The organism is Paralysiella testudinis (assembly GCF_016894345.1).
Lineage (GTDB): Bacteria > Pseudomonadota > Gammaproteobacteria > Burkholderiales > Neisseriaceae > Paralysiella > Paralysiella testudinis.
In genome coordinates, this window is the sequence record NZ_CP069798.1 from 1978732 (window position 1) to 2004383 (window position 25652).

Annotated in this window: 28 protein-coding genes; 22 read left to right on the top strand and 6 right to left on the bottom strand. The window is 53.5% G+C overall.

Annotation, left to right across the window (positions count from 1 at the left end; all coding sequences use genetic code 11):
- The first annotated feature begins 81 nt into the window (after positions 1-81).
- The 4 genes from JQU52_RS10215 to JQU52_RS10230 all read left to right on the top strand — a co-directional run bounded on the left by JQU52_RS10215 (position 82) and on the right by JQU52_RS10230 (position 2662).
- The gene (locus tag JQU52_RS10215; protein WP_230338384.1) at positions 82-483 is read left to right on the top strand and encodes a helix-turn-helix domain-containing protein; all 402 of its coding nucleotides are present in this window, start codon (positions 82-84) and stop codon (positions 481-483) included.
- Positions 470-1126: a hypothetical protein gene (locus JQU52_RS10220; RefSeq protein ID WP_230338385.1), complete on the top strand. Its 657-nt coding sequence runs from the start codon at positions 470-472 to the stop codon at positions 1124-1126. The genes JQU52_RS10215 and JQU52_RS10220 overlap by 14 nt, the downstream gene beginning before the upstream one ends.
- Before the next feature lie 14 nt (positions 1127-1140).
- Positions 1141-1731, top strand: a complete 591-nt coding sequence (locus JQU52_RS10225) for a hypothetical protein (protein ID WP_230338386.1) — start codon at positions 1141-1143, stop codon at positions 1729-1731.
- Between the two features lie 91 nt (positions 1732-1822).
- Positions 1823-2662, top strand: coding sequence for a three-Cys-motif partner protein TcmP (locus JQU52_RS10230; RefSeq protein ID WP_230338387.1), 840 nt, complete (start codon positions 1823-1825; stop codon positions 2660-2662).
- On the opposite strand, the gene JQU52_RS10235 is transcribed toward JQU52_RS10230, so the two are convergent.
- Positions 2659-3405 (bottom strand): DUF5131 family protein, encoded by a 747-nt coding sequence (locus tag JQU52_RS10235; RefSeq protein ID WP_230338388.1) that lies wholly within the window; start codon positions 3403-3405, stop codon positions 2659-2661. The genes JQU52_RS10230 and JQU52_RS10235 overlap by 4 nt on opposite strands.
- A 250-nt stretch (positions 3406-3655) precedes the next feature.
- Between JQU52_RS10235 and JQU52_RS10240 the strand changes: the two genes are divergently transcribed.
- The 14 genes from JQU52_RS10240 (at position 3656) to JQU52_RS10305 (ending at position 11460) form a co-directional block, all read left to right on the top strand.
- Complete coding sequence (locus tag JQU52_RS10240) at positions 3656-4156, top strand: glycoside hydrolase family 108 protein (protein WP_230338389.1); 501 nt, start codon at positions 3656-3658, stop codon at positions 4154-4156.
- A gap of 125 nt (positions 4157-4281) precedes the next feature.
- A complete protein-coding gene (locus JQU52_RS10245) occupies positions 4282-4566 on the top strand; it encodes a hypothetical protein (RefSeq protein ID WP_230338390.1) in 285 nt (94 codons plus the stop codon).
- Positions 4530-4814, top strand: a complete 285-nt coding sequence (locus JQU52_RS10250) for a hypothetical protein (protein ID WP_379061444.1) — start codon at positions 4530-4532, stop codon at positions 4812-4814. The genes JQU52_RS10245 and JQU52_RS10250 overlap by 37 nt, the downstream gene beginning before the upstream one ends.
- Positions 4804-5211 (top strand): hypothetical protein, encoded by a 408-nt coding sequence (locus JQU52_RS10255; RefSeq protein ID WP_230338392.1) that lies wholly within the window; start codon positions 4804-4806, stop codon positions 5209-5211. The genes JQU52_RS10250 and JQU52_RS10255 overlap by 11 nt, the downstream gene beginning before the upstream one ends.
- Positions 5162-5407, top strand: a complete 246-nt coding sequence (locus JQU52_RS10260; protein ID WP_230338393.1) for a hypothetical protein — start codon at positions 5162-5164, stop codon at positions 5405-5407. The genes JQU52_RS10255 and JQU52_RS10260 overlap by 50 nt, the downstream gene beginning before the upstream one ends.
- Before the next feature lie 19 nt (positions 5408-5426).
- Positions 5427-5660 (top strand): hypothetical protein, encoded by a 234-nt coding sequence (locus JQU52_RS10265; RefSeq protein ID WP_230338394.1) that lies wholly within the window; start codon positions 5427-5429, stop codon positions 5658-5660.
- The gene (locus tag JQU52_RS10270) at positions 5661-5867 is read left to right on the top strand and encodes a TraR/DksA family transcriptional regulator (protein WP_230338395.1); all 207 of its coding nucleotides are present in this window, start codon (positions 5661-5663) and stop codon (positions 5865-5867) included.
- The gene (locus JQU52_RS10275; protein ID WP_230338396.1) at positions 5867-6196 is read left to right on the top strand and encodes a hypothetical protein; all 330 of its coding nucleotides are present in this window, start codon (positions 5867-5869) and stop codon (positions 6194-6196) included. Before JQU52_RS10270 ends, JQU52_RS10275 begins: the two co-directional genes overlap by 1 nt.
- A complete protein-coding gene (locus JQU52_RS10280) occupies positions 6193-6498 on the top strand; it encodes a hypothetical protein (protein ID WP_230338397.1) in 306 nt (101 codons plus the stop codon). Before JQU52_RS10275 ends, JQU52_RS10280 begins: the two co-directional genes overlap by 4 nt.
- A 2-nt stretch (positions 6499-6500) precedes the next feature.
- On the top strand, positions 6501-7046 hold the full coding sequence (locus JQU52_RS10285) for a DUF3486 family protein (RefSeq protein ID WP_230338398.1): 546 nt from the start codon (positions 6501-6503) through the stop codon (positions 7044-7046).
- On the top strand, positions 7043-8545 hold the full coding sequence (locus tag JQU52_RS10290) for a terminase large subunit domain-containing protein (RefSeq protein ID WP_230338399.1): 1503 nt from the start codon (positions 7043-7045) through the stop codon (positions 8543-8545). The genes JQU52_RS10285 and JQU52_RS10290 overlap by 4 nt, the downstream gene beginning before the upstream one ends.
- Before the next feature lies 1 nt (position 8546).
- Positions 8547-10046, top strand: coding sequence for a DUF935 domain-containing protein (locus JQU52_RS10295; RefSeq protein ID WP_230338400.1), 1500 nt, complete (start codon positions 8547-8549; stop codon positions 10044-10046).
- Positions 10043-10948, top strand: coding sequence for a phage head morphogenesis protein (locus JQU52_RS10300; protein ID WP_230338401.1), 906 nt, complete (start codon positions 10043-10045; stop codon positions 10946-10948). The genes JQU52_RS10295 and JQU52_RS10300 overlap by 4 nt, the downstream gene beginning before the upstream one ends.
- A 2-nt stretch (positions 10949-10950) precedes the next feature.
- Positions 10951-11460 carry a phage virion morphogenesis protein gene (locus JQU52_RS10305; RefSeq protein ID WP_230338402.1) on the top strand — a complete coding sequence of 170 codons (510 nt, stop codon included), beginning with the start codon at positions 10951-10953 and terminating at the stop codon, positions 11458-11460.
- Between the two features lie 233 nt (positions 11461-11693).
- Here the strand turns inward: JQU52_RS10305 and acnB are convergent, their stop codons facing one another.
- The 5 genes from acnB to JQU52_RS10330 all read right to left on the bottom strand — a co-directional run bounded on the left by acnB (position 11694) and on the right by JQU52_RS10330 (position 19136).
- Complete coding sequence (gene acnB, locus JQU52_RS10310) at positions 11694-14279, bottom strand: bifunctional aconitate hydratase 2/2-methylisocitrate dehydratase (RefSeq protein ID WP_230338403.1); 2586 nt, start codon at positions 14277-14279, stop codon at positions 11694-11696.
- Between the two features lie 233 nt (positions 14280-14512).
- The gene (locus tag JQU52_RS10315) at positions 14513-15340 is read right to left on the bottom strand and encodes a M48 family metallopeptidase (protein WP_230338404.1); all 828 of its coding nucleotides are present in this window, start codon (positions 15338-15340) and stop codon (positions 14513-14515) included.
- Positions 15341-15526: 186 nt separating this feature from the next.
- On the bottom strand, positions 15527-17053 hold the full coding sequence (locus JQU52_RS10320) for a fumarate hydratase (RefSeq protein WP_230338405.1): 1527 nt from the start codon (positions 17051-17053) through the stop codon (positions 15527-15529).
- A 170-nt stretch (positions 17054-17223) separates the two neighbouring features.
- Positions 17224-18669 carry a surface lipoprotein assembly modifier gene (locus JQU52_RS10325; RefSeq protein WP_230338406.1) on the bottom strand — a complete coding sequence of 482 codons (1446 nt, stop codon included), beginning with the start codon at positions 18667-18669 and terminating at the stop codon, positions 17224-17226.
- Between the two features lie 56 nt (positions 18670-18725).
- Positions 18726-19136 (bottom strand): Slam-dependent surface lipoprotein, encoded by a 411-nt coding sequence (locus tag JQU52_RS10330; protein WP_328300370.1) that lies wholly within the window; start codon positions 19134-19136, stop codon positions 18726-18728.
- Between the two features lie 106 nt (positions 19137-19242).
- Here JQU52_RS10330 and JQU52_RS10335 point away from each other — a divergent pair, with 106 nt between their 5' ends.
- The 4 genes from JQU52_RS10335 to JQU52_RS10350 all read left to right on the top strand — a co-directional run bounded on the left by JQU52_RS10335 (position 19243) and on the right by JQU52_RS10350 (position 25494).
- A complete protein-coding gene (locus JQU52_RS10335; RefSeq protein WP_230338408.1) occupies positions 19243-20001 on the top strand; it encodes an IS5 family transposase in 759 nt (252 codons plus the stop codon).
- A 615-nt stretch (positions 20002-20616) separates the two neighbouring features.
- Positions 20617-22014, top strand: a complete 1398-nt coding sequence (gene trkA, locus JQU52_RS10340; RefSeq protein ID WP_230338409.1) for a Trk system potassium transporter TrkA — start codon at positions 20617-20619, stop codon at positions 22012-22014.
- Positions 22015-22151: 137 nt separating this feature from the next.
- Positions 22152-23609, top strand: a complete 1458-nt coding sequence (locus JQU52_RS10345; RefSeq protein WP_230338410.1) for a TrkH family potassium uptake protein — start codon at positions 22152-22154, stop codon at positions 23607-23609.
- 22 nt (positions 23610-23631) lie between these two features.
- Positions 23632-25494: a lytic transglycosylase domain-containing protein gene (locus JQU52_RS10350; protein ID WP_230338411.1), complete on the top strand. Its 1863-nt coding sequence runs from the start codon at positions 23632-23634 to the stop codon at positions 25492-25494.
- Positions 25495-25652 lie beyond the last annotated feature (158 nt).

Genomic DNA, 25652 nt, shown 5'->3' on the forward strand with positions numbered 1-25652 from the left:
GGCAAAATACTTTGCAAGAACATGGGATAACTATACACGAATATTTGTTCGTGTTGCAACTATTTTTAGGAATTTTTTTTCGTGATTAGTAACCGCCTAAAACAAGAACGAGAACGCTTGGGATTTACGCAGGCACAATTTGCCGGGTTGGGCATGATTACATCCAGATCACAGCAAAATTACGAAACAACAGAGAGAAAACCAGATGCCGGCTACCTTGCCGAAATTGCAAAAGTCGGCGCCGATGTGCAGTACATCGTGACCGGTCAATATTCCGAAACCAAGTTGAGTAATGAAGAGCAGCAATTACTGGCAGCGTTTCGAGCTGCCAGTCCACAGGTGCGTCAATTTATGTTGCAAGGGGCGCAACCTGTGCAAACTTTTGTTGCTGGCAATGTAGGGCAGCAAATACAGGCGGGCGATAATGCCAATATCACGCATACAAAAGTCAAACAACGGAGAAAGAAAGTTGACGGAATTTAAAATCAAAGGGGATGTAGAGCAATTGATTCAGGCAACCACGGTACATATCAACGAAAAACAAAACAATCAACCACTAACCAACTTGCAATGGCAAACCATTAAAGAGCGCATAGAAGAGCTAAAGCAATATCAATTCGCAGAACCAAAAGAGGTTTATCGCCATTTAAAATGCATGTTTGGCGTAAACAAGACTCGCGATATTGCGGCGACCCGTTACCCCGAGGTTATGGCAGAAATACAAAAATTTATAGATGCCAAGCTAGCAGATACGCGCCAGTCTTTTTTGATTAAAAGCTTGCTCTCTTTGCCGTATGAGCAAGGTGTAGAAGCCAAAAATTATACTAAAAAGCATTATGGCACCATGATGTTCAAATTACTGACGCCAGAACAACTGGCAGCGGTATGGGCACATTTTGAAAATTACGAATCACCTCAAGCAAATATACGCACAGATTCAGAAAATATTTCTGCATCTCCATTGGTAGCGCAGGTATTGAATACAAATTCAGAGAGTTATGAAAACAATTTCAATGCATCAAAAACACGGCAAGAACATGACAAAAGGGCATTTCAACTTGCTCTAATTTTAACTGGGTTCGCGGTTATTATCGCTGCGTGGGTTGTCTTATCTGGCTATTTTTAACCACAGGGAAAAACATGAAAAAAGCATTATTTATCTCAATAGTTCTATTCACCCTAGCCGCCTGTGGCGGCGAATCTGCCGTTAAAACCCCAGCTCCACCACCGCCTGTTAAAGAAGCACAAGCCGAAAAACCCGCCCATTTAAATATGGGCTTCGGCACTTTCCGATTACGTGCCAATTCTGGATTTAAAGCGCTTGACCTGCCTTATAAAATTTCAGCAGGCGAATGGCCGCTGGCAGAAGAAGGCGCTACTGAAAAAAATGCCATTATTGAATTAGACAAAAACCTTGTTTTAGCGCTCACCATTGATGCTAAGTCCGATAAGATTACTGTTATCAGCCCCAGATTTACGGTAACAAAAAATGGTGCCTATAATTTACAGCTGGGCAATGGTGCATTGGTGTTGCTGGCCAGTGCAGATGGTGAGGAAATGGCCGTCATTCAAGAATTAAACAATATGATGGTTGATGCGATGCAGGAATATACCGACAGTAAAGATGGGCACGTTGTTGAAAAAATGCTGGATATCAGGGGCGTAAAATATGGCATCACGATTAGAGATAAAATGCCCGTAATCCTATCTGCTTCATCGAGCAAGAGCTAAGGCTGCCTAAAGATTTCAGGCAGCCCTGTAGGCGCAAGGTCAAAAGTTGAAGCCATGGGGATTAACAACGTAGTTTGAACAATTTGAATAAATGGAGGAAGAAAATATGGGGGAATTGGTTAAAGCACCTGATGGTTTGCCGGCAGAAATTGTTGGTGAGTGGGCAAAAGAAAAACACGATTGTCTCAATCGTTATATTGATATATCTCGGGGTGTCCGAAAAAAATTTGTAGGCGAGGACGGGGCGGGCGCAACTTATATCGATCCATTTTGTGGGCCGGGTCTTTGCAAAATCAAGAATACAAATGAGTATATTGATGGCGGCGCAGTAGCTGCTTGGAAAAAAAGTGTAGCGGGTGGCGCTCCATTTTCTCAAGTGTTGATTGGAGACTTGGACAAAGAAAGATTGGCGGCGGCTGAGCAGCGTCTCCGGACACTGGGTGCACCCGTAAAAATTTATCAGGGTAGTGCAACGGAAACCATAAAAACAATTGTGAATAGTTTGAATGCTTATGCATTGCACTTTGCATTTCTTGATCCATACAATTTAGAAACGTTGGATTTTAATATTATTGAAACACTTTCTGCGCTAAAGCGCATAGATATGCTGGTTCATATCAGCAAAATGGACTTACAACGAAATGGGGCTAAATACATTAGCAAAGAAGAACACAGTTCCTTAGATTCATTTATTCCAGGATGGCGGCAGCGTATTGATGTAGCCAGAGGGAATCAAGTCCAGCGCGAGCAGGTATTTGAATGTTGGAAAGATTTGATAGAAAGTACAGGTGTTTATTCTTCTAGTGATGTCCGTTTAATAACAGGCTCCAAAAATCAGCATTTATATTGGCTGTTATTAGCGGCTAAAAATGACTTAGCTCTCAAGTTTTGGAAAACTGCGGTTGATACTGGGCAGGGGTCATTATTTTAATCAGCTATTTGAACAATGGGGTACTCATTCCAAGTGCGGCCTTGCAGCTCACGACCATTGGCTTTTTTATGGCGCTTTACGCCATCTGCACCCCATCCGCCCCATTGTTTAAAGAAAAATGCCGAGCCAAAGGCTTCTGCCTGCTTTTTAATATTAATCACCCACTCCGGCTTCATGGGGCGGGCTTTATGACCAGACTCCCCGCCTACAATTACCCAGTGAATATCGGTTAGGTTCACTTCTCCCAAGTCTTCCAGCAATGGCTCCACAGACAAGAAGCGGATAGACGCATCAACCATGCGTAAATAATCAATTCTCGGTACACCGTATTTCACATCTTCTACAGACACGCCCAGCCATACATTTTCGGGGCATGGTCTGGAGTTGAAATATTCTGGCAGCCTTTCGGCTCGCTTGGTCAAAATTTGGTATGTGTGTTGGGGGGTTGCCCCAATCACGGCAAAAACCTGATCCAGAAAGGTATCCGGAATATCCTCATGAAAAAGATCACTCATGCTGTTTACAAAATAAACAGTGGGTTTTTTACGGTTCATTGGCTGTCTTAACCGACTTTCATGGCAAGACAACTTAAACCCTTGTTCGTAGCCGGGTGTACCCATTGCCTCCAGTCGTCGTGCCATAACCTCGGCATAACAGTTTTTGCATCCGGGTGACACTTTAGTGCAACCTGTGGTCGGGTTCCATGTAAGCTCAGTCCATTCGATAGTTGACTGGGTTGCCATTGTCGTATCTCCAAAATATACACTCAATATACACTCATAATTTTAAACAAATAAGCCTGCCTTGGCATGATTAATTTTTAAAACGTTTTAAAAGACCGCAAACCCATCTCCCTGCAAAATCCCGTTACGATTCAGTTAACGGGATTTTTGTTTTGCAATCATTAAACCCGTTTAAAAGACCTGCTGCTGCGGTGTGCTTAAGATGGCATCCACAGCAAGCACTTTAAACAACCATTGATAGCGGGGATTTATGTCTGATTTCTATACTTTTATCGACCGCGTGCTCGCCCACGAGGGCGGCTATGTGAACGACCCGCGAGACCCCGGCGGTGAGACCAACTGGGGCGTCACCCGCCGCACGGCGCAGGCCAACGGCTACCACGGCAATATGCGGGCGATGACGCGCAACCAAGCGGTGGAGATTTACCGCACCGCCTTTTGGCTGCGCTACCGCTGCGCCGAAATGCCGCCGGGTGTGGCATTCCAGTTTTTCGATGCCTGTATCAACCACGGCTACGGCAATGCGGCGCGGATGTTGCAGCGGGCCGCCGGGGTGGCAGACGACGGCGTGATTGGCAACATCAGCCTGGCCGCCATCAATACGCTGCCTGAAAACGACCTGCTGCTGCGCTTTAATGCCGAGCGGATTGATTTTTATACCCGCTTATCTACATTTGCCCACTTCGGCAAAGGCTGGGTGCGGCGGGTGGCGGCCAATCTGCGCCACGCGGCAACGGATAACCAAGATTAAGTTTACGGCTGCCTGAACCACCAGAATGCCAGCGCATCGGTTCAGGCGGCCACCTATTCAGGTGTCAGGTTTCAGGTGTCGGGAATCAGGCACCACAGAACCACCAAACATAGAGAGAAATATCAATGAACGATTATATACGGGTGTTGTTATGGGTATTGTGGTTGCCCCTGTATTTATGGTGCGGCATCCATTTATGGGGTTGGTCGCCACTGCAAACATTGGCTAATATCGGTGGTGTCGGGATTGCTTCGTTTGCCGGTTATTTTATGGCTTCTGTGGCCTATGGTGCCATTATCGACCTGTACAACAAGTACAGCACGGCGATTCGCACCATCCAGCAAAATAAAACCCAATTCAGGGCTTTTTGTAAATGGCAGCAGAAACAGCAGCAGGAGCAGCAACCATGATCCGCTTTATCCAATGGCTTTCCGGCCTGATTACCAACCCCGCCAGCGGCCAAATTTCGCATACCAAGCTGTGGGCAAACGTGGCCGCCGCGGCGATGACGGTTAAATTCGCCCTGCACCCGGCAGCGCCGGAGTGGCTGTGGTGGGCATACGGCGGCATGGTGGGCGGCTATGCGCTGATTAAGCGCGGCATTGCCGCGGTGCCGCAAGTGGCCGAAATCAATAAGGGGCAACACCATGTGGATTAGCAGCCCCATCAACCAAGCGCTGGGCTTGTGTGTGGCGGCGATGCTGGTGGCCGGCGGCAGCTGGTATAGCGGCTACAGCAGCGCCAAACGCGCCGGTGAAGCACAGCTGGCGGCGCTGCGGCAGGAATATGCAGCGCAAGCACTGGCAGCCGAGCAGCAATACAGCGCCAAGCTGGCCGAAGCGGCGGAGCAGCAGCAAAAGTGGTACGACTTTGCCCAACACCAAAGCAGCAAGCTGGCGCAAGCCACCCAAACCTTAGACGCCCAAGCGGCACTGTTACAAAAGGAAATCCCTTATGCGATTGCACAAGATGCAGCAAGCGGCGGCCATTGCCATAGCGGCTTGGGTGCTGACAGCCTGCGGCTCTACCGCCGCGCCCTCGGCTACCCCGATTAAAACCGTAGAGGTAGCCAAGCTGCCGCCGGTGGCTGCCGAGCTGCTCACTGCTCACCCCAAGCCTGCCGCTCCGGCTTCAGGCAGCCCGCAACACTTGCTGGCACATGCCGCCGTTTACGGCGCTTGGTGCGGCAAGCAGGCGCTACAGCTGCAAGGCTGGCAGGTGTGGTATCGGAGCGGTGGGCGTGACGAATAAGCTAAGCCAGCCCACTATTATGTTTGAGATTCGGCGGCTGCGGCGGGGCAAAGAAGTGGTGATTTGGCAGACCACCGGCACGCATTTATCGCGCATTGGCGGGCTGGTCTGCGGATTTAAAAACCCGGCCGAAGTGGATGCAAAGATAAATCAATTTTTGGCAGACACGCGCACAAAATACCCGGATATCGTTGATATCGCCGAATTTGAAGCCATGCTGGACGCGCAAGAACAAACAAAAGAATCAGATTAAATGGACATAGCCGATAAAGCCGCCCAATGCGAAGCGGCACTGTTAAACGATGCACTGGCACGCCAAGCGGCCAAACAACACGGCGGCCAAAGCTACAGCTACTGCGAAGACTGCGGCGCGCCCATCCCACCCGCACGGCAGCAGGCCGCCCCCGGCTGCACCCGCTGCATCCTGTGCCAAACCTATGCCGAGAAAGGCTGGCCTTAATGAGCGCCGACACCGCAAACATCATCAACATTGAATTTTGGCAAGTGGTGAGCTTTTTTCTCACCTTTCTGGGCGTGTGTTTCGGCTTCGGCAAAATCCTGTTTGCCCAATTTAAAACCGCACTGGACGACCGCTTAGCCCTGCTGGAAAAAATGCAGGCCAAGCTGGAGATGGTGGAGCAAAGCCACAACGAATTGCTGCGCCAGCTACCGCTGGACTATATGCGCCGCGAAGACCATATCCGCAACGAGAGCAAGCTGGAAGCCAAGATTGATGCCGTCTACGGCATCATGAGCGATATTTACAAGATGGAGAGCCACAAGAAATGATGCAAAAAATCCGCCGCGAAGGCATGCGCTGGCAAATCATCAGCATGTTGGACAAAGCCCGCCCGATTACCGCGCACGAGCGCTTTATTGTCGACGTGGTGCGCGGCATCTACCCCGACGCCACCGCCGTGGAAGTGCGCCAGCACCTAGACTATCTGGCCGACCGCCGCTTAATCGACTTGGTCAAACAGCCCAGTGGCGCTTGGTATGCCGACCTCACCCGCTTGGGCGTGGACTTGGCCGAATACACCATTGACTGCCAGCCCGGTATTGCCCGCCCTGAAAAATATTGGGAGGGCTAGCAATGGCACCGCGCAGCAGCATCGACCTACTGCCCGACACCGTGCGCCATGCCTTGGAGCGCAGGCTTACCGACACCGGCTTTGGCAACTACAGCGAGCTTACCGAATGGCTCAACGAGCAAGGCTACCAAATCAGCCGCAGCGCCGTACATCGTTATGGCCAAAAAGTAGAGCGCCGTTTTGCATCGATTAAAGCCAGCACCGAAGCCGCCCGCCTGATTGCCGAGGGCGCAGCAGATGAGGGCGACACCCGCAGCGAAGCCTTAATGGCCATGCTGCAAACCGAATTGTTTGATGCACTGGTGCAGATAGGTGAAATGCCGTCTGAAGAGCTGGGCGCGATAGACCGCTTCGGCATGATGGCCGAAGGCTCGCGCAAAATCAGCGGTTTAATCTCCGCCAGCACGCGCTTAAAAGAGTATCAGGCCAAAGTCAAAGCCAAGGTGGCCGCCGCTGCCGAAGATGTGGCCAAGCAGGCCAAAAAAGGCGGCTTGAGCGATGAAGCCGCCGAAGCCATCCGCAAACAGATTTTAGGCATTGCATCATGAGTGATTTGGTACAGCAAACCGAAGACCGCACCCCAATGGCACTGCTGCCGTATCAGCAGGCATGGTGTGCGGATCAGTCGCCGGTAAAGCTGTGCGAAAAGTCGCGCCGTATCGGCTTAAGCTGGGGCGAAGCCGCCGACACCGCCTTACTGGCCGCATCCAGCAGCGGCATGGATGCCTGGTATATCGGCTACAACAAAGACATGGCGCTGGAATTTATCCGCGACTGCGCCAACTGGGCGAAGTTTTACAACCTCGCTGCGGGTGAAATCACCGAAACAGAGGAAGTGTTTGTTGAGGGCGATGACAAACAGGCCATTTTGGCCTTTGTTATCCGTTTTGCTTCCGGCTGGCGCGTCACCGCACTGTCCAGCCGCCCGTCCAACCTGCGCGGCAAACAAGGCCGCGTCATTATTGACGAAGCCGCCTTCCACGACCAACTTGGCGAATTACTTAAAGCAGCAATGGCACTGCTGATGTGGGGTGGCCAAGTGCACATCATCAGCACCCACGATAGCGTGGACAACCCGTTTAATGAGCTGATTACCGATGTGCGCGCCGGTAAAAAGCCTTACTCCATCCACCGCATCCCATTTGATGAAGCGGTGGAACAAGGCCTGTACCGCCGCATTTGCTTGCGCTTGGGGCGCGAGTGGGCGCCCGAAGGTGAGGCAGTATGGTGTAAAGAAATCCGTGATTTCTACGGCGAAGACGCCAGTGAAGAGCTGGACTGCATCCCCAAAAACGGCGGCGGGCGTTGGCTGAATCGGGCGCTGATTGAAAGCCGGATGAGCCCCTATACACCCGTTATTCGCTACGACCAAACCGATGTCTTCGGTTTGCTGCCCGAGCCGCGCCGTGCGGCTGAAGTAGCCGATTGGATTGCCGATGTATTGCAGCCGCTGCTTGACGGCCTCGACCCAGCACGCACCAGCTTTGTCGGCGAAGACTTTGCCCGCAGTGGCGACCGCACCGTGCTGGTGCCGCTATTGCAGCAAAAAAAACTGCAACTCAAACCGCCGTTTGTATTGGAGCTGGGCAATATGCCGTTTGCCCAGCAAGAGCAAATCATGAAGCACCTACTGCACGGCCTGCCCAATCTGCGTGGTGCAGCGTTGGACGCCCGCGGCAACGGCCAAGCACTGGCCGAAGCCATGCAGGACGCATTCGGGGTGAGCGTAGTAGAAGCCGTGATGCTGTCTGAAAACTGGTACCGCATCCACACCGCGCCATTTAAAGCAGCGCTGGAAGACGGCACGCTGGACGGCCTGCCCAAAGATGAAGACATCTTGAACGACCTGCGCACATTTGAATTAATCAACGGCGTGCCGCGCATCCCCGCCACCCGCACAAAAGGCCAAGACGGGCGCAAACGTCACGGCGATGCCGGGATCGCCTTTGTGCTGGCGCACTATGCCAGCCGCGAATTGAATATAGGCCCGATTAAAGTCAGCAGCCGCCCCACACGTCGCCGCAGCAGATTAACCAGAGGATACTAAAGTGGCCAAGCCCCATTTCAAACTTAAAACCATCGCCGGGCAAGTCAGCATCACCCCCGCCGATTTATCCGCCCATATTGCCGTGGCACGCCAGTTTTGGGGCGTGGGCGGCTTTGGCGGCCTGCTGCCCAATCCCGATGCCGTGCTTAAGAAGCTAGGCCGCGACATCAGCGTATACCGCGATTTATTGAGCGACCCGATTGTGGCCGGCCATGTGCGCCGGCGTAAATCCGCCGTCACCAGCATGGCGTGGCGTTTAGACGATGCCGACACCCCGCCTGCCGTGGCCGCCGCGTTGGCAGATTTTTTTGCTGGGGTGGATATCTACCGCCTGATTAACCAGATATTGGACGCCACCCTATATGGCTACCAGCCGCTGGAATTGGTATGGCAGCGCGGCAGCCTGTGGCTGCCTGACGTGATTGCCAAGCCGCCGCAGTGGTTTCAATTCAATGCAGAGGGCGAATTGTGCTTTACCGGCGATGGCCGCATGGATGCCGAGCCGGTGTTGCCGTACAAATTCTTGTGCCCCACCCACAATGCCAGCTATACCAACCCCTACGGCATGGGCGATTTGGCCACCGTATACTGGCCTACCGTATTCAAACGCGGCGGCCTTAAATTCTGGGCAGAATTCGCGGAAAAATTCGGTGCGCCGTGGATTATCGCCCAAGAGCCGCGCAGCAACACCGATGCCGACACCAACCGCCTATTAGATGCATTAGAGCAGCTGATTGGTAATGCCGTGGCCACCATTCCCAACGATTCCAGCGTTGAAATCAAAGAAGCCGCAGGCAAACAGGGCAGTGCCGATGTGTACGACCGCTTTATCCGCTATTGCCGTAGCGAAATCGCCATTGCCCTGCTCGGGCAAGACCAAACCACCGAAAAAGACACCAACCACGCCAGCGCCAAGGCCGGGCTGGAAGTTACCGACGACATCCGCGACAACGATTGTCGTATCGTTGAAGGCTGCCTGAACCAGCTTATTGAATGGATTTGCACCCTTAATTTTGGTGAAAACGTGGCACGCCCGGCCTTTGTGCTCTACAGCGAAGAAGTGGGCGACAAAACCTTGGCCGAGCGCGACCAAATTTTAAGCCAATGCGGCGTGCAGCTATCCAAAAGCTACTGGCAGCGGGCCTATAACTTGGATGACGACGACATCGTGCAAGTGGGTGCGGCGGCAAAAGCGACGACGTCGTCACATTTGGCCAGCTTTGCCGAGCCGATTACCGCAGCCGATGCGGGCATCGTGGTGGATAACACCGTCGCCGAGATACTGGCTTCAGGCAGCCTGAACGCACAAGGCCAGGCACTCACCCGGTCCTTAATCAACGCCCTGCAAAGCGGCGGTGCCGATACCGACACCGTGCTCGACCGCCTGATTAACGCCTACCCCGATATGGACGACAAAGCACTACAAGATGAGCTGGCACGGCTGATATTTCTGGCCGGGCTGGTGGGGCGGGTTGAAGCCGCCGGAGAGCTGGCAACATGAACCCCGAAGACATCAAAGCCGTATTCGGCATGCAGCCCGAAGCCGCCGTGGCCTATTTGCAGCAGAAGGGCGTAACCGTATCTTGGGATTGGCAAGACATGCTCGACGACGCCCACGCCACCGCCCACACCGTGGCCAAAACCGCGGGCATGGACGTGGCCGACGACATCTACCGCGCCATCAACAAAGCCTTAGCCAACGGCCAAACCCTAGCTCAATTCCAAGCCGAGCTCACCCCCGTGCTGCAAAGCAAAGGCTGGTGGGGCAAAAAAGAGGTTGCCAACCCCGACACCGGCGAAGCCCAAACCGTGCAGCTCGGTAGCCCGCACCGCTTAAAAACCATCTACCTCACCAACACCCAATCGGCGTATATGGCCGGGCGCTATGTTGAGATGATGGACAGCTTGGACACGCATCCGTATTGGGAATATGTAGCCGTCAACGACAACCGCACCCGCGACACCCACCGCCTGATGCACGGCAGGGTTTACGAAGCCACCGATCCCATCTGGAACACCATGTACCCGCCGTTGGATTACCGCTGCCGCTGCCGCGTGAAGCCACTGTCCGAATCCCGCGGCCAGCGCCGCGTATTGCCCCGCGCCGAGCTGGAAACCCAAACCGTCGACATCGGTCGCAACGAATACACCGGCGAAGAGCGCCATGCCCAACGCACCGGCATCCGCGTGGGCGGCAAATTCGTTGCCCCCAGCCCCGGCTTCAACAGCAACCAAGGCCAAGCCATGCTGTCGCGCATGGCATCGGTAGCCGTAGAAAAAGCCCAAGCCGCCCACCCTGATATTGCACGGGTGGCGTTGAAAGAAATGATGGGTAATGACAAATTTAAGAATGCACTCACCGGCGAGCAGCTGGCGTGGGTGCAGAAGCTATTGAAAGGGTAGCCATGTTTGAAATCAGCTTAGACGAAAAAGACCTCAAACGCGGGCTTGGCCAACTACTCAAAAACGCCACCGACAACCGCCCCATGATGCGCGGTATTGCTACAGAGCTTATTGCCCTCACCGAAGACAACTTCGAAGACGAGAGCTGGGGTGGCGACACATGGAAGAAAAGCCAACGCGCAGCCGATGAAGGCGGCAAAACCCTGCAAAGAGACGGCGGCCTTGCGGGCAACATCAGCACCAAAGTCGGCAACAGCTTCGCCCGCATCGGCAGCAACAAGCCCTATGCCGCCATCCACCACCTTGGCGGCCAAACCAAAGCCCATAAAATCCGCCCCAAAAAGAAAAAAGGGCTGGCCTTCGGCGGCATTGTGCGTAAATCCGTCAACCACCCCGGCAGCAACATCCCCGCACGCCCCTACCTACCCATCAGAGGCGATGGCAAACTCCAGCACGGCGCCGAAGAAGCCATCCTCGACATCGCCCTCAAATCCCTAGCCAAAGGCGTATAACAGCCACAAAAAACGGGCTAAATAGCCCGTCCGATTTGTTTCACCCTGTGCAACACTGTTTCAATTTCCCCATCCCACCAAATCCGGCAACATCCCCCTTTATCCCATTTATCGCACCCACCCCTGCTTATTTATCTTAAAGGGTTTCAGATTGGCCACCTAGCTAAAGTCATCAAAAACACGCCGCATCAGCGCTGATGCGGCGTGTTGCGGTTTATGGCTTAATCAGCTGATTAAGCATCCACTTTTTCCGCTACTTTTTGGTAGTTTTCCAGCTCGTTGAAGTTCATGTAGCGGTAAACTTCGGCACCTTGCTGGTTAATAATACCGATATTGGCCTGATACTCTTCAATGCTGGGAATGTGACCCAGTTTGGAAGCAATAGCCGCCAGCTCTGCCGAGCTTAGGTAAACATTGCTGTTTTTGCCCAAGCGGTTGGGGAAGTTGCGGGTAGAAGTGGATACCACGGTGGCGCCTTCGCGCACTTGTGCTTGGTTGCCCATGCACAAAGAGCAGCCGGGCATTTCCATGCGCGCACCGGCGCGACCCAGAATGCCGTAGTAACCTTCGTCACTCAATTGCTCGGCGTCCATTTTGGTGGGCGGCGCCACCCACAGGCGTACCGGAATATCTGACTTGCCTTCCAGCAATTTGCCGGCAGCGCGGAAGTGGCCGATGTTGGTCATGCACGAACCGATAAAGACTTCGTCGATTTTGGTGCCAGCCACTTCATTCAAGAATTTCACATCGTCCGGATCGTTGGGGCAAGCCAGAATTGGCTCTTTGATGTCGTCCATATTGATGTCGATTACAGCGGCGTATTCGGCATCGGCATCGCCTTCGAGCAGATTCGGTGCGGCCAGCCATTGCTCCATTTTCTCGATGCGGCGGCGCAAGGTGCGGGCGTCTTCGTAGCCGTCGGCAATCATGTTTTTCATCAACACGATATTGGATTTCAGGTATTCCTCAATCGGCTCTTTATTGAGCTTCACGGTACAACCGGCGGCAGAGCGCTCGGCCGAAGCATCGCTCAATTCAAACGCTTGCTCTACTTTCAAGTCCGGCAGGCCTTCGATTTCCAGAATACGGCCAGAGAAGATGTTTTTCTTACCGGCTTTGGCCACGGTGAGCAAACCGGCTTTGATGGCATACAAGGGAATGGCGTTAACCAAATCGCGCAGAGTGATGCCCGGCTGCAATTTGCCGGAGAAGCGCACCAGCACCGATTCGGGCATATCCAGCGGCATCACGCCGGTGGCAGCGGCAAACGCCACCAAGCCGGAGCCCGCCGGGAAAGAAATACCGATGGGGAAACGGGTATGCGAATCGCCGCCGGTGCCCACGGTGTCGGGCAGCAACAGGCGGTTGAGCCACGAGTGGATTACGCCGTCGCCCGGGCGCAGTGATACGCCGGAGCGGGAAGAAATAAATTCAGGCAGCTCTTTATGGGTGCGCACGTCTACCGGTTTCGGGTAGGCAGCGGTGTGGCAAAACGATTGCATCACCAAGTCGGCAGAGAAGCCCAAGCAGGCCAAGTCTTTCAGCTCGTCACGCGTCATCGGGCCGGTGGTGTCTTGCGAGCCCACGGTGGTCATTTTCGGCTCGCAATAAGTGCCGGGGCGCACGCCCTCGCCTTCAGGCAGCCCGCAAGCACGGCCAACCATTTTTTGCGCCAGCGAGAAACCGGCTTTGCTGGCCGCTGGGTCTTTGGGCAGGCGGAATTCGGTGGAAGCGGGCAAGCCCAGTGTTTCGCGTGCTTTGGCGGTGAGGCCGCGACCGATAATCAGATTGATACGGCCACCGGCTTGCACTTCGTCCAGCAGCACTTGTGATTTCAGCTCAAACTCGGCCACGGTGTTGCCGTTTTTAACAATTTTGCCTTCATAGGGGAAAATATCCACCACATCGCCCATATCCAAGGCAGACACGTCTACTTCAATCGGCAAGGCGCCGGAATCTTCTTGGGTGTTGAAGAAGATGGGGGCGATTTTGCCGCCCAGACACACGCCGCCAAAGCGTTTGTTGGGCACAAAGGGAATGTCTTCACCGGTGTGCCAAATCACCGAGTTGGTGGCCGATTTGCGTGAAGAGCCAGTGCCCACCACATCGCCTACATAAGCCACCAGGTTGCCTTTGGCTTTGAGCTCTTGCAGTAATTTAATCGGGCCGATTTCGCCGGGCACATCGGGGGTGATGCCTTCGCGGGCATTTTTGAGCATGGCCAGTGCGTGCAGCGGAATGTCGGGGCGGCTCCAAGCATCGGGGGCGGGTGAGAGGTCGTCGGTATTGGTTTCGCCGGTCACTTTAAACACGGTAACGGTGATTTTATCGGCCACTTTGGGCTTGCTGGTAAACCATTCGGCCTCGGCCCACGATTCAATCACGGCTTTGGCGTGCGGGTTGCCCGCTTTCATTTTTTCTTCTACATCGTGAAAGGCATCAAACATCAGCAAGGTGTGTTTCAGGCCTTCGGCGGCGATGGGTGCCAGCTTTTCGTTGTCGAGCAATTCAATCAGCGGATGGATGTTGTAGCCGCCCAGCATGGTGCCCAATAGTTTGGTGGCCAATTCGGGCGACACCAAGGGGCTGGTTGCTGTGCCTTCGGCCACGGCGGCCAGGAAAGAAGCCTTCACTTTAGAGGCATCGTCTACGCCCGGCGGTACGCGGTGCGACAAGAGCTCCACCAAAAAATCGTCCTCGCCTTGCGGCGGGTTTTTCAATAATTCGACCAGTTCTTCGGTTTGTTTGGCCGTGAGCGGCAAGGCGGGAATGCCTTGGGCTTCGCGTTCGGCAGCGGCGGCACGGTAGGCTTCTAACATCTCAAACTTCCTTTTTGTAATGGTTTCGGGGGTTCTTATTCTGATTCTGTTTGTTACCGTTTTTTGCAAACGCACAACACGCCTAATCATAAACCAAAACGGGGCAAATAGAAACCGGCCACCGCGTTGAAAAGGCATCGCACCCGCTTGATTTTAGCGCCACAGGGTGTCAATGTTTTTCAGGCAGCCTAAGTATTGATTTACCTAGGCTGCCTGAAAATAAGCACCCGTGTTTAACGTTTGCGGCTTTGTTCGTAAATCGGCATTACGCTGGGCAATTGTTTGCGGATATCGTCGATGCGTGCGTTATTGCTGGGGTGGGTCGACATCAAACTGCTAAGACCATTGCCGCTATTGCCGCTGGCGGCATTCATTTTTTCCCACACGGTGATGGCCGCATTGGGGTCGTAGCCGGCCTTGGCCATCAACACCAGCCCACCGCGGTCGGCATCACGCTCTTGGTAACGGGAAAACGGTTTGCCGATGCCGTATTCACTCAACAGGTTTTGCGAGGTGCTCAACACATCGCTGTTGATGTTGGTTTTGCTGGCCAATACCCGGCCGCCCACATCCAAGGCCATACCGGTGAGTACTTGTTGACCCACCGCATTTTTGCTGTGCTCGTTGAGGGCGTGGGTCATTTCATGGCCGATAACGGCCGCAATTTCGGCATCACTCAAGCGCAGTTTGTTCACCAAGCCGGTGTACATGGCCATTTTGCCGCCGGGCATGGCCCAAGCATTGAGCTCATCGCTGCGGATCACGGTGAGCTGCCAATCAAACGGCACACCGGTTTGGTTGGCTTCGTTGGCAAAGGGTTTTAAGCGATTGAATACGGTTTGGATACGGCGGGCGGTAGCCGAAGTGGTGTCGATGGCTTTTTTCTGACGGGCTTCTTGCACTACTTGCTGATAGCTTTCGCCCGCAGCCAAATTGAGGGTATGGGTATCGTAGCCAACCATATCGGCCACGCTCGAACAACCGGCCAATAAAGTGATGGAAACAGCCAATGTTGCCAAAGGGCGGCAGGCAGACAAAGCAAAACGCTGGGATTTTTGCATGGGTGTGTATCCTTAAATGAAGGTTGAAAACGTTTGGCAACAAACAATTTAATGATGTTCAGCAATAGAAAATCGCGTATCAGTATAGTGGCAAGCAGGCGCAAATGGCAACGGCATGCCACCCGGCCTAATACAACAAGGCTGCCTGAAACGGTTTTTTGTTTTCAGGCAGCCTTGTTGCTGTATTTACACCGCTTCAATCGGAATAATGCCGATTTTGGCCTGCCATTGTTTGGGGGCAATGGCGTGTACCGATTGGCCTTGGCTGTCTACCGCCACCGTTACCGGCATGTCTTTGACTTCAAACTCATAAATCGCTTCCATGCCCAAATCTTCAAACGCCACCACGCGCGCTTGTTTAATCGCTTTGGACACCAAATAAGCCGAGCCGCCCACGGCCATTAAATACACGGCATTATTGTCGGCAATGGCTTCGCAAGCGGCGGCGCCGCGTTCGGATTTGCCAATCATGCCGAGCAAGCCGGTTTGTTCCAGCATCTGGCGGGTGAATTTGTCCATTCGGGTGGCGGTGGTGGGGCCGGCGGGGCCCACCACTTCATCGCGCACCGGATCCACGGGGCCCACGTAGTAAATCATTTTATTGGTGAAATCCACCGGCAGGGCTTCGCCCTTGTTGAGCATATCAATCATGCGTTTGTGTGCAGCATCGCGGCCGGTGTAGATTTTGCCGTTGAGCAACAGCACATCGCCCATTTTCCAATTGGCCACATCGGCTTTGGTGAGCGTGTCTAAATCCACACGAATGCCGTTTTCGGCGTGGTAGCTGATGTCGGGCCAGTGATCCAAATTGGGGGCGGTGAGTGCCACCGAGCCTGAGCCGTCGAGCTCAAATTCCACATGGCGGGTGGCGGCGCAATTGGGAATCATCGCAATCGGTTTGCTGGCCGCGTGGGTGGGGTAATCGAGGATTTTAACGTCGAGCACAGTGGTCAGCCCGCCCAGCCCTTGTGCACCGATGCCCAGCGCATTCACTTTTTCAAACAACTCCAAACGCAAAGCTTCTACGGTAGACAGCTGGGCACCGGCAGCGGCTTTTTCTTTCAGCTTGTGAATATCAATATGGCTCATCAGCGATTCTTTGGCCAGCAAGGCCGCCTTTTCCGGCGTGCCGCCAATGCCGATACCCAAGATGCCGGGCGGACACCAGCCTGCGCCCATGGTGGGAATGGTTTTCAGCACCCAATCTACAATGGAATCGGAAGGGTTGAGCATAGCCAGTTTGGATTTGTTTTCCGAGCCGCCGCCCTTGGCCGCGCAAGTGACTTCCACTTTATCGCCCGCCACAATTTCCATGTGGATTACCGCCGGAGTGTTGTCTTTGGTGTTGATGCGTTTGCCCGCCGGATCGGCCAACACCGAGGCGCGCAATTTGTTTTCCGGCAGCAAATAAGCGCGGCGCACGCCTTCGTTCACCATCTCGGCCACGCTCATTTGCGCATCCCATTGCACCTTCATGCCCACTTTCAAAAACACGGTGGCAATGCCCGTGTCTTGGCAAATGGGGCGGTGGCCTTCGGCACACATGCGGCTGTTCACCAAAATCTGCGTCATCGCGTCTTTGGCGGCGGGGTTTTCTTCTTTTTCCCATGCTTCGGTGAGCGCTTCGATGTAGTCGACTGGATGGTAGTAGCTGATAAACTGAAACGCATCGGCAATGCTCTGGATAAAGTCTTCTTGTTTGATGATGGTCATGGTGGGTTTGCCTGTTTTGGGTTGGTTATGTGTTTGTTCAGGCAGCCTTTAAAGGCTGCCTGAAACATTATTGATTTACCATTTCAATAGCCATTCTAAAGCAAACAGCTTATTGATGCCTAGGGCTATTGTTTTCACCATCATTAGGATAAAAATATACTATGCGATTATCAAAATCGCTTGCTTACTTCTATAAAAACCTGATTTTTCTGATAGCCATACAAAAAATGGTTGCTGTCAACACGCAGCCACGACCACGTTAGCCTGGGGGTTAAGCCGTGCCAATGCCAGCCACGGTGCCATACCGAAACATTGGCCGCATACTCCTTATCCTCGCGCTTAATCTGGAAAATATCCACGCCATCATAAACACGCTTGGCCGCCATGCCCTGCATCGAAGTTGAAATGCCCTGCGGCCATTCGCGCTCCCAACCAATACGCACGCCGGTGCGCCGATAGGCGTCGGTATGGTCTTGCGCGGTTTCTCTGCCCAAATCCACACCGCCAAACCAGTATTGCTGCGGTGACGAACGATACAAAGCCGTAATCGAAGCTTGGCGGCTGTTGCCATCCAGAAAAGGGCGTTGCTCATGGGTTTTACGGCCATATTGGATGGCCGCAAAGCCTTGCCAGTTGGGATTAAAAACATGGCTAGCCTGCACGCGCACGCCGGTGGTGTTTGAATACGGCTCAGTGCCGAACCAGCGGCGCTCATAATATGGCAGCAAGGCCAGCTCGCCCCGTGCGCGCCGATAAACCGGGCCGCTGCTCAGGCGCACATTCAAATCATCATAAGCATGATTATCCCAATAAAATTTGCCATCGGCATTGCCACTGAAACGCCAAAACCAGTGCCCGCCCAGCGGCTGATTTTTTTGTGCACCCAATTGATAGCCCACACCACGCGCCGATTGCGGTGCTGGCAAAATCCAGCGCCCGCGCTCACCCACTATCTCACGCTGAGCCGGTGCATTATTAACATTATTCTCATGCAAATAGCGCAATGCCGCATCAAACGACCACGATTGCTGTTGCTCCAGCCAAGCCGTATATTCATCAACCTGCACCAGCACCGCCGGGGGTACATCTTCAGCGGCGCGGATTTTATCGAACTGGTCTTGTGCGGCCACCAACTGCTGGTCTTGCGCCAATGTAACCGCCAACTGAACCCGCACCGGTGTTAACTGCGGCTGTTGGGCGATAATATTGCGGTAGGCTGCCACTGCTGCCGCATAATTGCCATCAGCGCGCGCCAGCAAGGCTTCGGCATACAATACCAAAACCGCATCCTGTTGCGCAGACGGCAATTGGCGGTATAGCGGCAGCAATAAGCGCGCGCCGGCAATATTTTGGTTGGCAATACTGGAATCCAGCGCCCGCCCCAGCAAAGCCGGGTCTTGCAGTAATTGCGCAGAAGTCAGATGCAAAGTAGTTTGCTCATCGCTACTGCCCGGCACTGGCGGCGTCTTATCAACCGACAGCGTTTCCGCCACTTGTTCTTGGTTCAGATTAAACTGAGGACGCGGCTCAACAGCCGGCGCCAGTGGGGCTGCCTGAACACCCGCAGCCGTAAACGCGGCAGTAAGGGCCGGATAAACCAAATAAAATAAGCGCATTGCGTTTGATTACCATAAAAAAAGCCCCCGCAGGGGCTTGGGTTATACAATAAGGCTTATGGTTGTTTTACCGCACCGAAAGCACCATTGTAATTCGCTGCTTTATTGCTGTAAGTACCAGACAACTCAGCCGCTTGCGGGCCATAGAATGCACCTTGAGTCTGAACACCGCTAATTTGATGAGTACCACTGAAAGTGTTACCGGTAATATCAGCGGACAGCTCAATACCACCACCCGCCACACCAACGACACCAATCAGTTTTTTCGCACCAAAATCAACATCAAATCTTGAATCGCCGGTAATCGGAGCTGCACTGCCTGCCACATGCACAGAAAGTCCCTCATAAGTTGCCTTGCCGGTGGTTGGGGTATCAGTGGATAGATTGCCTTGTGCAAAAACAATCGGGTTACCATCAACCTTCACTACACCATAGCGTGCATAGCTCAAATGGCTACCGCTAATCACATTCCCATTAAGATTAGGGTCTGTTCACAATTACTTGTCATACCCTTGAATAAAAAAGAAACGCAGGCATAAAAGGAAGTTCTCACCCTCCCCCAATACACCTGCGATGCCCCGTACACTACTCAAAGATGAACATTGGACGAAGCTGTTATCTATTCTGCGTGATTTGGGTATTTATAGCAAACCCAATTTGCGCAGAATTCTTGAAGGCATACTTTACAGAATAAGAACCGGCATACCGTGGCGGGATTTACCCGAGTATTTCGGCAAGTATCATACTGTTTATACCGCTTATAACCGTTGGTCAGAAAAAGGCATTTTTACTGCAATCTTGAAACAGCTCAGCCAAGAGAGTGACTTGGAGTGGGTAGCCATAGACGGCAGTTATATCCGTGCCCACCAACACTGCGCCTCAGCGCTCAGTGCACAAGAGGATCACGCAATCGGTATGAGCCGAGGCGGCAGAACCAGCAAGATTCATTTGGCTGTAGATGCTGCAGGCAATCCGGTTGAGGTTATCGTTACTGCGGGCAATATCCATGATGTCACCGTTGCACCGGAGCTGCTTGACAACATCAACCTTGCCGAAACTGAGTTGGTTAATGCGGACAAAGGTTACGATTCAGACCGGCTCAGGGAGCAAATAGAGCAAAGCGGTGCGAAAGCCAATATTCCCTATAAAAGCAATAGGGAAGAGAAAAATAAAGACATGGACTGGTATTTATATAAAATCAGGCATTTGGTAGAGAATGCCTTTTGCCGTTTGAAACATTTCCGAGCGATTGCCAGCCGTTACGATAAGCTGAAACGTAACTTCCACAGTACGGTTTTATTGGGGTGCATTGTGATGTGGTTACCTTTATGACAAGTAATTGTGAACAGACCCTAGTAAAAGTGCCTGCACTAATGCCTGGGTAGGTCAGGGCAATTTCTTTACCATCTACCACTAAGGTATCACGGCTATTATTTTTCAAGGTTAATGATTTCGGCGCTTCTGCCCCAGCTGCCGTAATTTTAATATAATTACCCGCAACACTTGTACTACCGGTATTACCACCGGTATTACCACCCGTTGAACCGCCGGTACCTGGGGTATTGCTGGAAGAAACACTGGGGCTGCCGCCGCCACCGCCGCCACAGGCAGCCAAACCGAATGCGGTTACCAAAGCCAAAGCGGCCAAATTTAATTTTTGCATTTTACCGTATCCTTAATTAAATCTATTATTCAAATGTTTGATTACGAATAAAACCCGATACTCAACACAAACAAACGTAACAAATATTAACACGATTGACAGAGGATGCAAAACGTTATTCTATAACAGCGAAATTAAATACGGCTGGCAATAAAATCTGATTGCCGCTATTACACTCATCTAATAAGACCTATAATTGCCAGCCTGCACAATACATCTAGCCTGCTCTGCAGCCAAATACAAATCGTCCTCTTTTATAAAATATAAAGCTATTTAATTTTATTATGAAAATTCTGATTCTGGGCAGCGGCCAAGTCGGCTCCACCGTGGCGCAAAATCTGGCGCTGATGCCCAATAACGATGTAACCATTATCGACATCAGCGAAGAAGCGCTCAGCAATTTGCGCGACAAGCTGGATGTGCAAACCGTATTAGGCAACGCCGCCTCACCTACGGTGTTGGCAATGGCCGGGGCAGAAGACGCCGATTTGGTGCTGGCGCTCACCCGCAGCGATGAAACCAATCTGGTGGCCTGCCGCATGGCCAGCGTGTTGTTTAACACGCCCAATCGCATTGCCCGCGTGCGCCGCAGCGACTATCTGGAATACCCCAGCACCCACCCCGACTACCCCAGCAGCCTGGATGTGTTTGACATCACCGAATCCATCAGCCCGGAGCAATTGGTCACCGAGCAGGTAGTTGGCCTGCTTAAGCACACCAGCGCCTTGCAGGTATTGCGTTTTGCCGACGACAAAGTGCGCATGGTGGTGGTACGCACGCAAAAAGGCGGCCTATTGGTGGGCAAGCCGATTGCCGAAATCAACGCCCATCTGCCCGACGGCGTCGACTGCCAAATCAGCGCCATCTACCGCAACAACCGCCTGATTGTGCCCACTGCCAGCACGGTATTGATTGAGGGCGACGAGGTGTTTTTTCTGGCCAACAGCGCCCATGTGCAAACCGTGATGCGCGAAATGCGCCCCAACGAGCAGCGCACGCGGCGGGTGATGATTGCTGGCGGTGGCAATATCGGCTACCGCGTGGCCAAGCAGTTGGAACATGAGTTTGATATCAAAATCATTGAGCTAAACCGCAGCCGCGCCGAATGGCTGGCCGAAAACCTCGACACCGCGCTGGTGTTGCACGGCACCGCCACCGACGAAGCGCTGATGGAAAACGAATACATCGATGAAATCGACGTTTTCTGCGCGCTCACTAACGACGATGAAGACAACATCATGGCCAGCCTATTGGCCAAAAACATGGGCGCCAAGCGGGTGATGGCGATTGTAAACCGCTCCAGCTATGTGGATTTGCTCGAAGGCAACACCATCGACATCGTGATTTCGCCCCACTTAATCACCATCGGCTCGATTCTGGCGCATGTGCGCTTGGGCGATGTGGTGGCGGTGCATCCGGTACGCCGGGGCAGTGCCGAAGCCATTGAAGTGGTGATTCATGGCGATAAACACACCTCGCAGCTGGTGGGCCGCCATATCGGCCAAGTAAAGCTGCCCGCCGGCTGCTATTTTGCGGCGCTGGTGCGCGGCGATGAAGTGATTATGGGGCACAAAGACGTGCTCTTGGCCGATGGCGACCATATTATCTTCTTTGTGTCGCGCCGCCGCGTGGTGCAAGAGCTGGAAAAGCTGATTCAGGTTAAAATCGGCTTTTTCGGTTGAAGTAATCGGGCTTTCAGGCAGCCTTTAAACAAACAAATGGATAACACCGTTATTTTTAAAATGTCACAACTGACACATTAGTTAAGGCTGCCTGAAACCATTTAATCCGCCTTGCGGCCTACCTTTTTATTTTTGCCATGCATAAACTTATCCCCATCATCCACGTTGTGGCCAAAACCGGTTTTCTGTTTTCGCTGCTGCTCTTAGCACCCACGCTGGTGTCGTATCTGTATTTGGATGATGTGTTCTACGCTTTTGCCACCACCGCGGCGATTGCCATCGGCACCTCAGCCGCCATTTGGCTGGCCACGCTCAAATACAACCGCGAGCTGCGCCCGCGCGACGGCTTTACCTTGGTGTTTTTGCTGTGGGTGGGCTTTGCGGTGATTGCCGCGCTGCCGTTTTACATTTATGTGCCTGGCATTAGCTTTACCGATGCTTTTTTTGAAGCCATGTCCGGCCTCACCACCACCGGCGCCACTATTTTCGGCAGCCTAGATACTTTAGCGCCTTCGCTTAATTTTTGGCGCCATATGCTCAACTGGCTGGGCGGGATGGGTATTATTGTATTGGCGGTGGCGATTTTGCCCATGCTCGGCGTGGGCGGCACCCAGCTTTTTAAGGCGGAAATCCCGGGTCTTAACAAAGACCACAAAATGGCGCCGCGCATTTCGCAAACCGCTAAAAAGCTGTGGTCGGTGTATCTCATGTTCACCTTAATCACCTTTCTTGCGCTTAAGCTGGCGGGCATGAGCTGGTTTGATGCCATCTGCCACGCCATGTCCGGCATTTCCTTAGGCGGCTTTTCCACCCACGACAACAGCATTGCTTATTTTAATTCCGTGAGCATCGAGCTGGTGCTGATGGCCGCCACCATTGTGGGCGCCATCAATTTCACCAACCACTTCTACGCCTTGCAACACAAAACCGTGCGCAGCTATTGGCAAGACGAAGAAGTGCGGGTGCTGATTACCCTCTTGCTGGGCAGTATTGTGCTGGTGAGCCTGTATTTATGGTGGAAAGATTATTACACCAGCTTGGCCGACGCCTTTCGATTTGTGAGTTTTAACTTTGTTTCCATCGGCTTGGCCAACGGCTACGCCAATGCCGACTTTGCCAAATGGCCGCTGATTGCCTCGCTGTGGATGTTTTTTCTGGCCAATATTTTGGCCAATGCAGGCTCCACCGGTGGCGGCATCAAAACCATTCGTGCTATTGTATTGTTCAAATTCAGCCTGCGCGAAATGATGCTGCTGCTGCACCCCAATGCGGTGCGCACCGTAAAGGTAAACAACAACCACATTCCCGAACGCATGGCACTCACCGTACTGGCGTTTATTTTCGTGTATTTTATGACGGTGGTGCTGTTCACCTTTTTGATGATGGCCACCGGGCTGGATTTTGTTTCCGCCCTCACCGCCATTATTGCCTGCATCACCAATGCCGGCCCCGGTTTGGGCGCCGTAGGCCCCGCTGGCAACTACGCCTTGCTCAGCGACGCGCAAAAATGGCTGTGTACGCTGGTCATGCTGCTGGGGCGGCTGGAAATTTTTACCGTGTTTATTTTGTTCACCCCCGCCTACTGGCGCAAATAAACACCCGCAATAGGAAAATAATATGAACCGACACACCCTCTTTCGCCGCAGCTTAATCACCGCCGCCGTGGCCGCGATGGCCGCCTGCACCAGCCCGATTGAAACCCCGGTAGAGCCGGTGAAGCCCGGCACCCACGCCGGCGTTTTGCCCGGCACTCATGCCGTGGAAACCCCCAGCCAAGTAGTCAGCAACTACCAGTGGTATCAAAGCGTGTTTGAAGCACTGAAAAACAACGACGACACCCAAGCAGCACAATTTTTGGCACAGCAAGCGCCCAGCGCCATGAGCAACACCGTGCGCAACCAGTGGCTCAAAAATCTGGGCAAACGCGGCAATTGGGCATTGTTTAAGCAGCAATACACCCAATTAACAGCCGATGAGCGTGATCAAGAAACCCGTTGCTATGCCGCCGTGGGCGGTATTGAGCGCAATCCGGCCTTGGCCGCCGAGCTTATCCAATCGCTCACGCGGCTGCCTGAAGGCTGTAATGCCTACTTAAACCAAATGGCCGCCGCCGGGCAGCTGGATACTGAAGCCGCTTGGCGGCGCGTGCGCGGCCTGCTTAGCAACAACCAAATCAGCGATGCCCGCGCCTTGGCCGCGGCGCTGGGCAGCCCGCTGCCCAATCCCTTAAGCAGCGCCAGCGGCGGCAGCCCCGGCCAACAAGAAGCTTTGCTATACAGCGTAACCAGCCGCGACGGTCGACGCAGCGCCGATGTGGCCGCCCGCATCCAAGCCCTTTCAGGCAGCCTTACTTCGGCACAAACTGGCTTTGCTTGGGCGCTGGCCGCCCACAACCAAGCGCTCAACCAAAATATGGATACCGCGCTGGCCTATTTTAACCGTGCCGACCGCAAGCAATTGAGCACCGAACATTGGGAATGGTATGCCCGCGCCGCTTTGCGCGGCCAGCGCTGGAGCGATTTGGCCGGCATCATCCGCGCCATGCCTTCATCTTTGCAAAACGACCCTACCTGGCAATATTGGCTGGGGCGCAGCCTCGCAGCCCAAGGCCAACGCAGCCAAGCCGAAGCGCTCTACCGCCAAGCCGCCGCTTCCGGACGTAATTTTTACGCCCTGATGGCCACCGAAGCCTTAGGCGGCAAAGTAGACACCCGCAACAACGTGGCCGACAGCAGCCGCAGCGATGTACAGCGTGTGGCGCAAGACGGCAATATTGCCCGCGCGCTGGCATTGTTTCAGGCAGCCCAAAACAGCGGCGACTGGACCATGCGCCGCCAAGCGCAAGCCGAATGGCGCTACGCCATCAAAAACTACAATGAAGCCACCTTATTGGCTTCGTCCACCTTGGCCAATGAGCAAGGCTTTTACGAAATGGGCATACTCAGTGCCGACCGCACCAACCAGCAGCTCAACTACAAGCTGCGCTATATTTCGCCGTTCCGCGATGTCACCGAACGCTACGCCGCCCAAGCCAATGTCGACCCGGCCTGGGTATACGGCCTGATTCGGCAGGAAAGCCGCTTTATGCTTGGTGTGCGCTCGCGCGTGGGTGCCACCGGCTTAATGCAAGTCATGCCCGCCACCGCTGACGAAATCGCCCGCAAAATCGGCATGAGCAGCGCCGAATTGCACACCATGGATGGCAATATCCGCATGGGCACTTGGTATCTGGGCGACGCCCGCAACCGCATGGGCGATGAAATTCTGGCCACCGCTGGTTACAACGCCGGCGCTGCGCGTGCGCGCCGCTGGCAGGCCGCCGTGCCGCTGGAAGGTGCCATCTACGCCGAAACCATCCCTTTTGACGAAACCCGCACCTACGTTAAAAACGTGATGGCCAACGCCACCTACTACGCCAGCGTGTTTAACGAGCCGCAAACCTCGCTCACCCGCCGCATGGGCACCGTACCGGCACGCTAAGCAGGTTAGGTTATTCTGGCAAAATTCAGATTTGGTGGCTCCTGCGCAGGCAGGAGCCCAGACTGAAGAACCGCTTCAGCCGTAGGTCGGATTCTTGAATCCGACGCTTGTTCGAAGAACAAGACCGTCATGTTTTGGCCTTTTCGGCCAAATGTCGG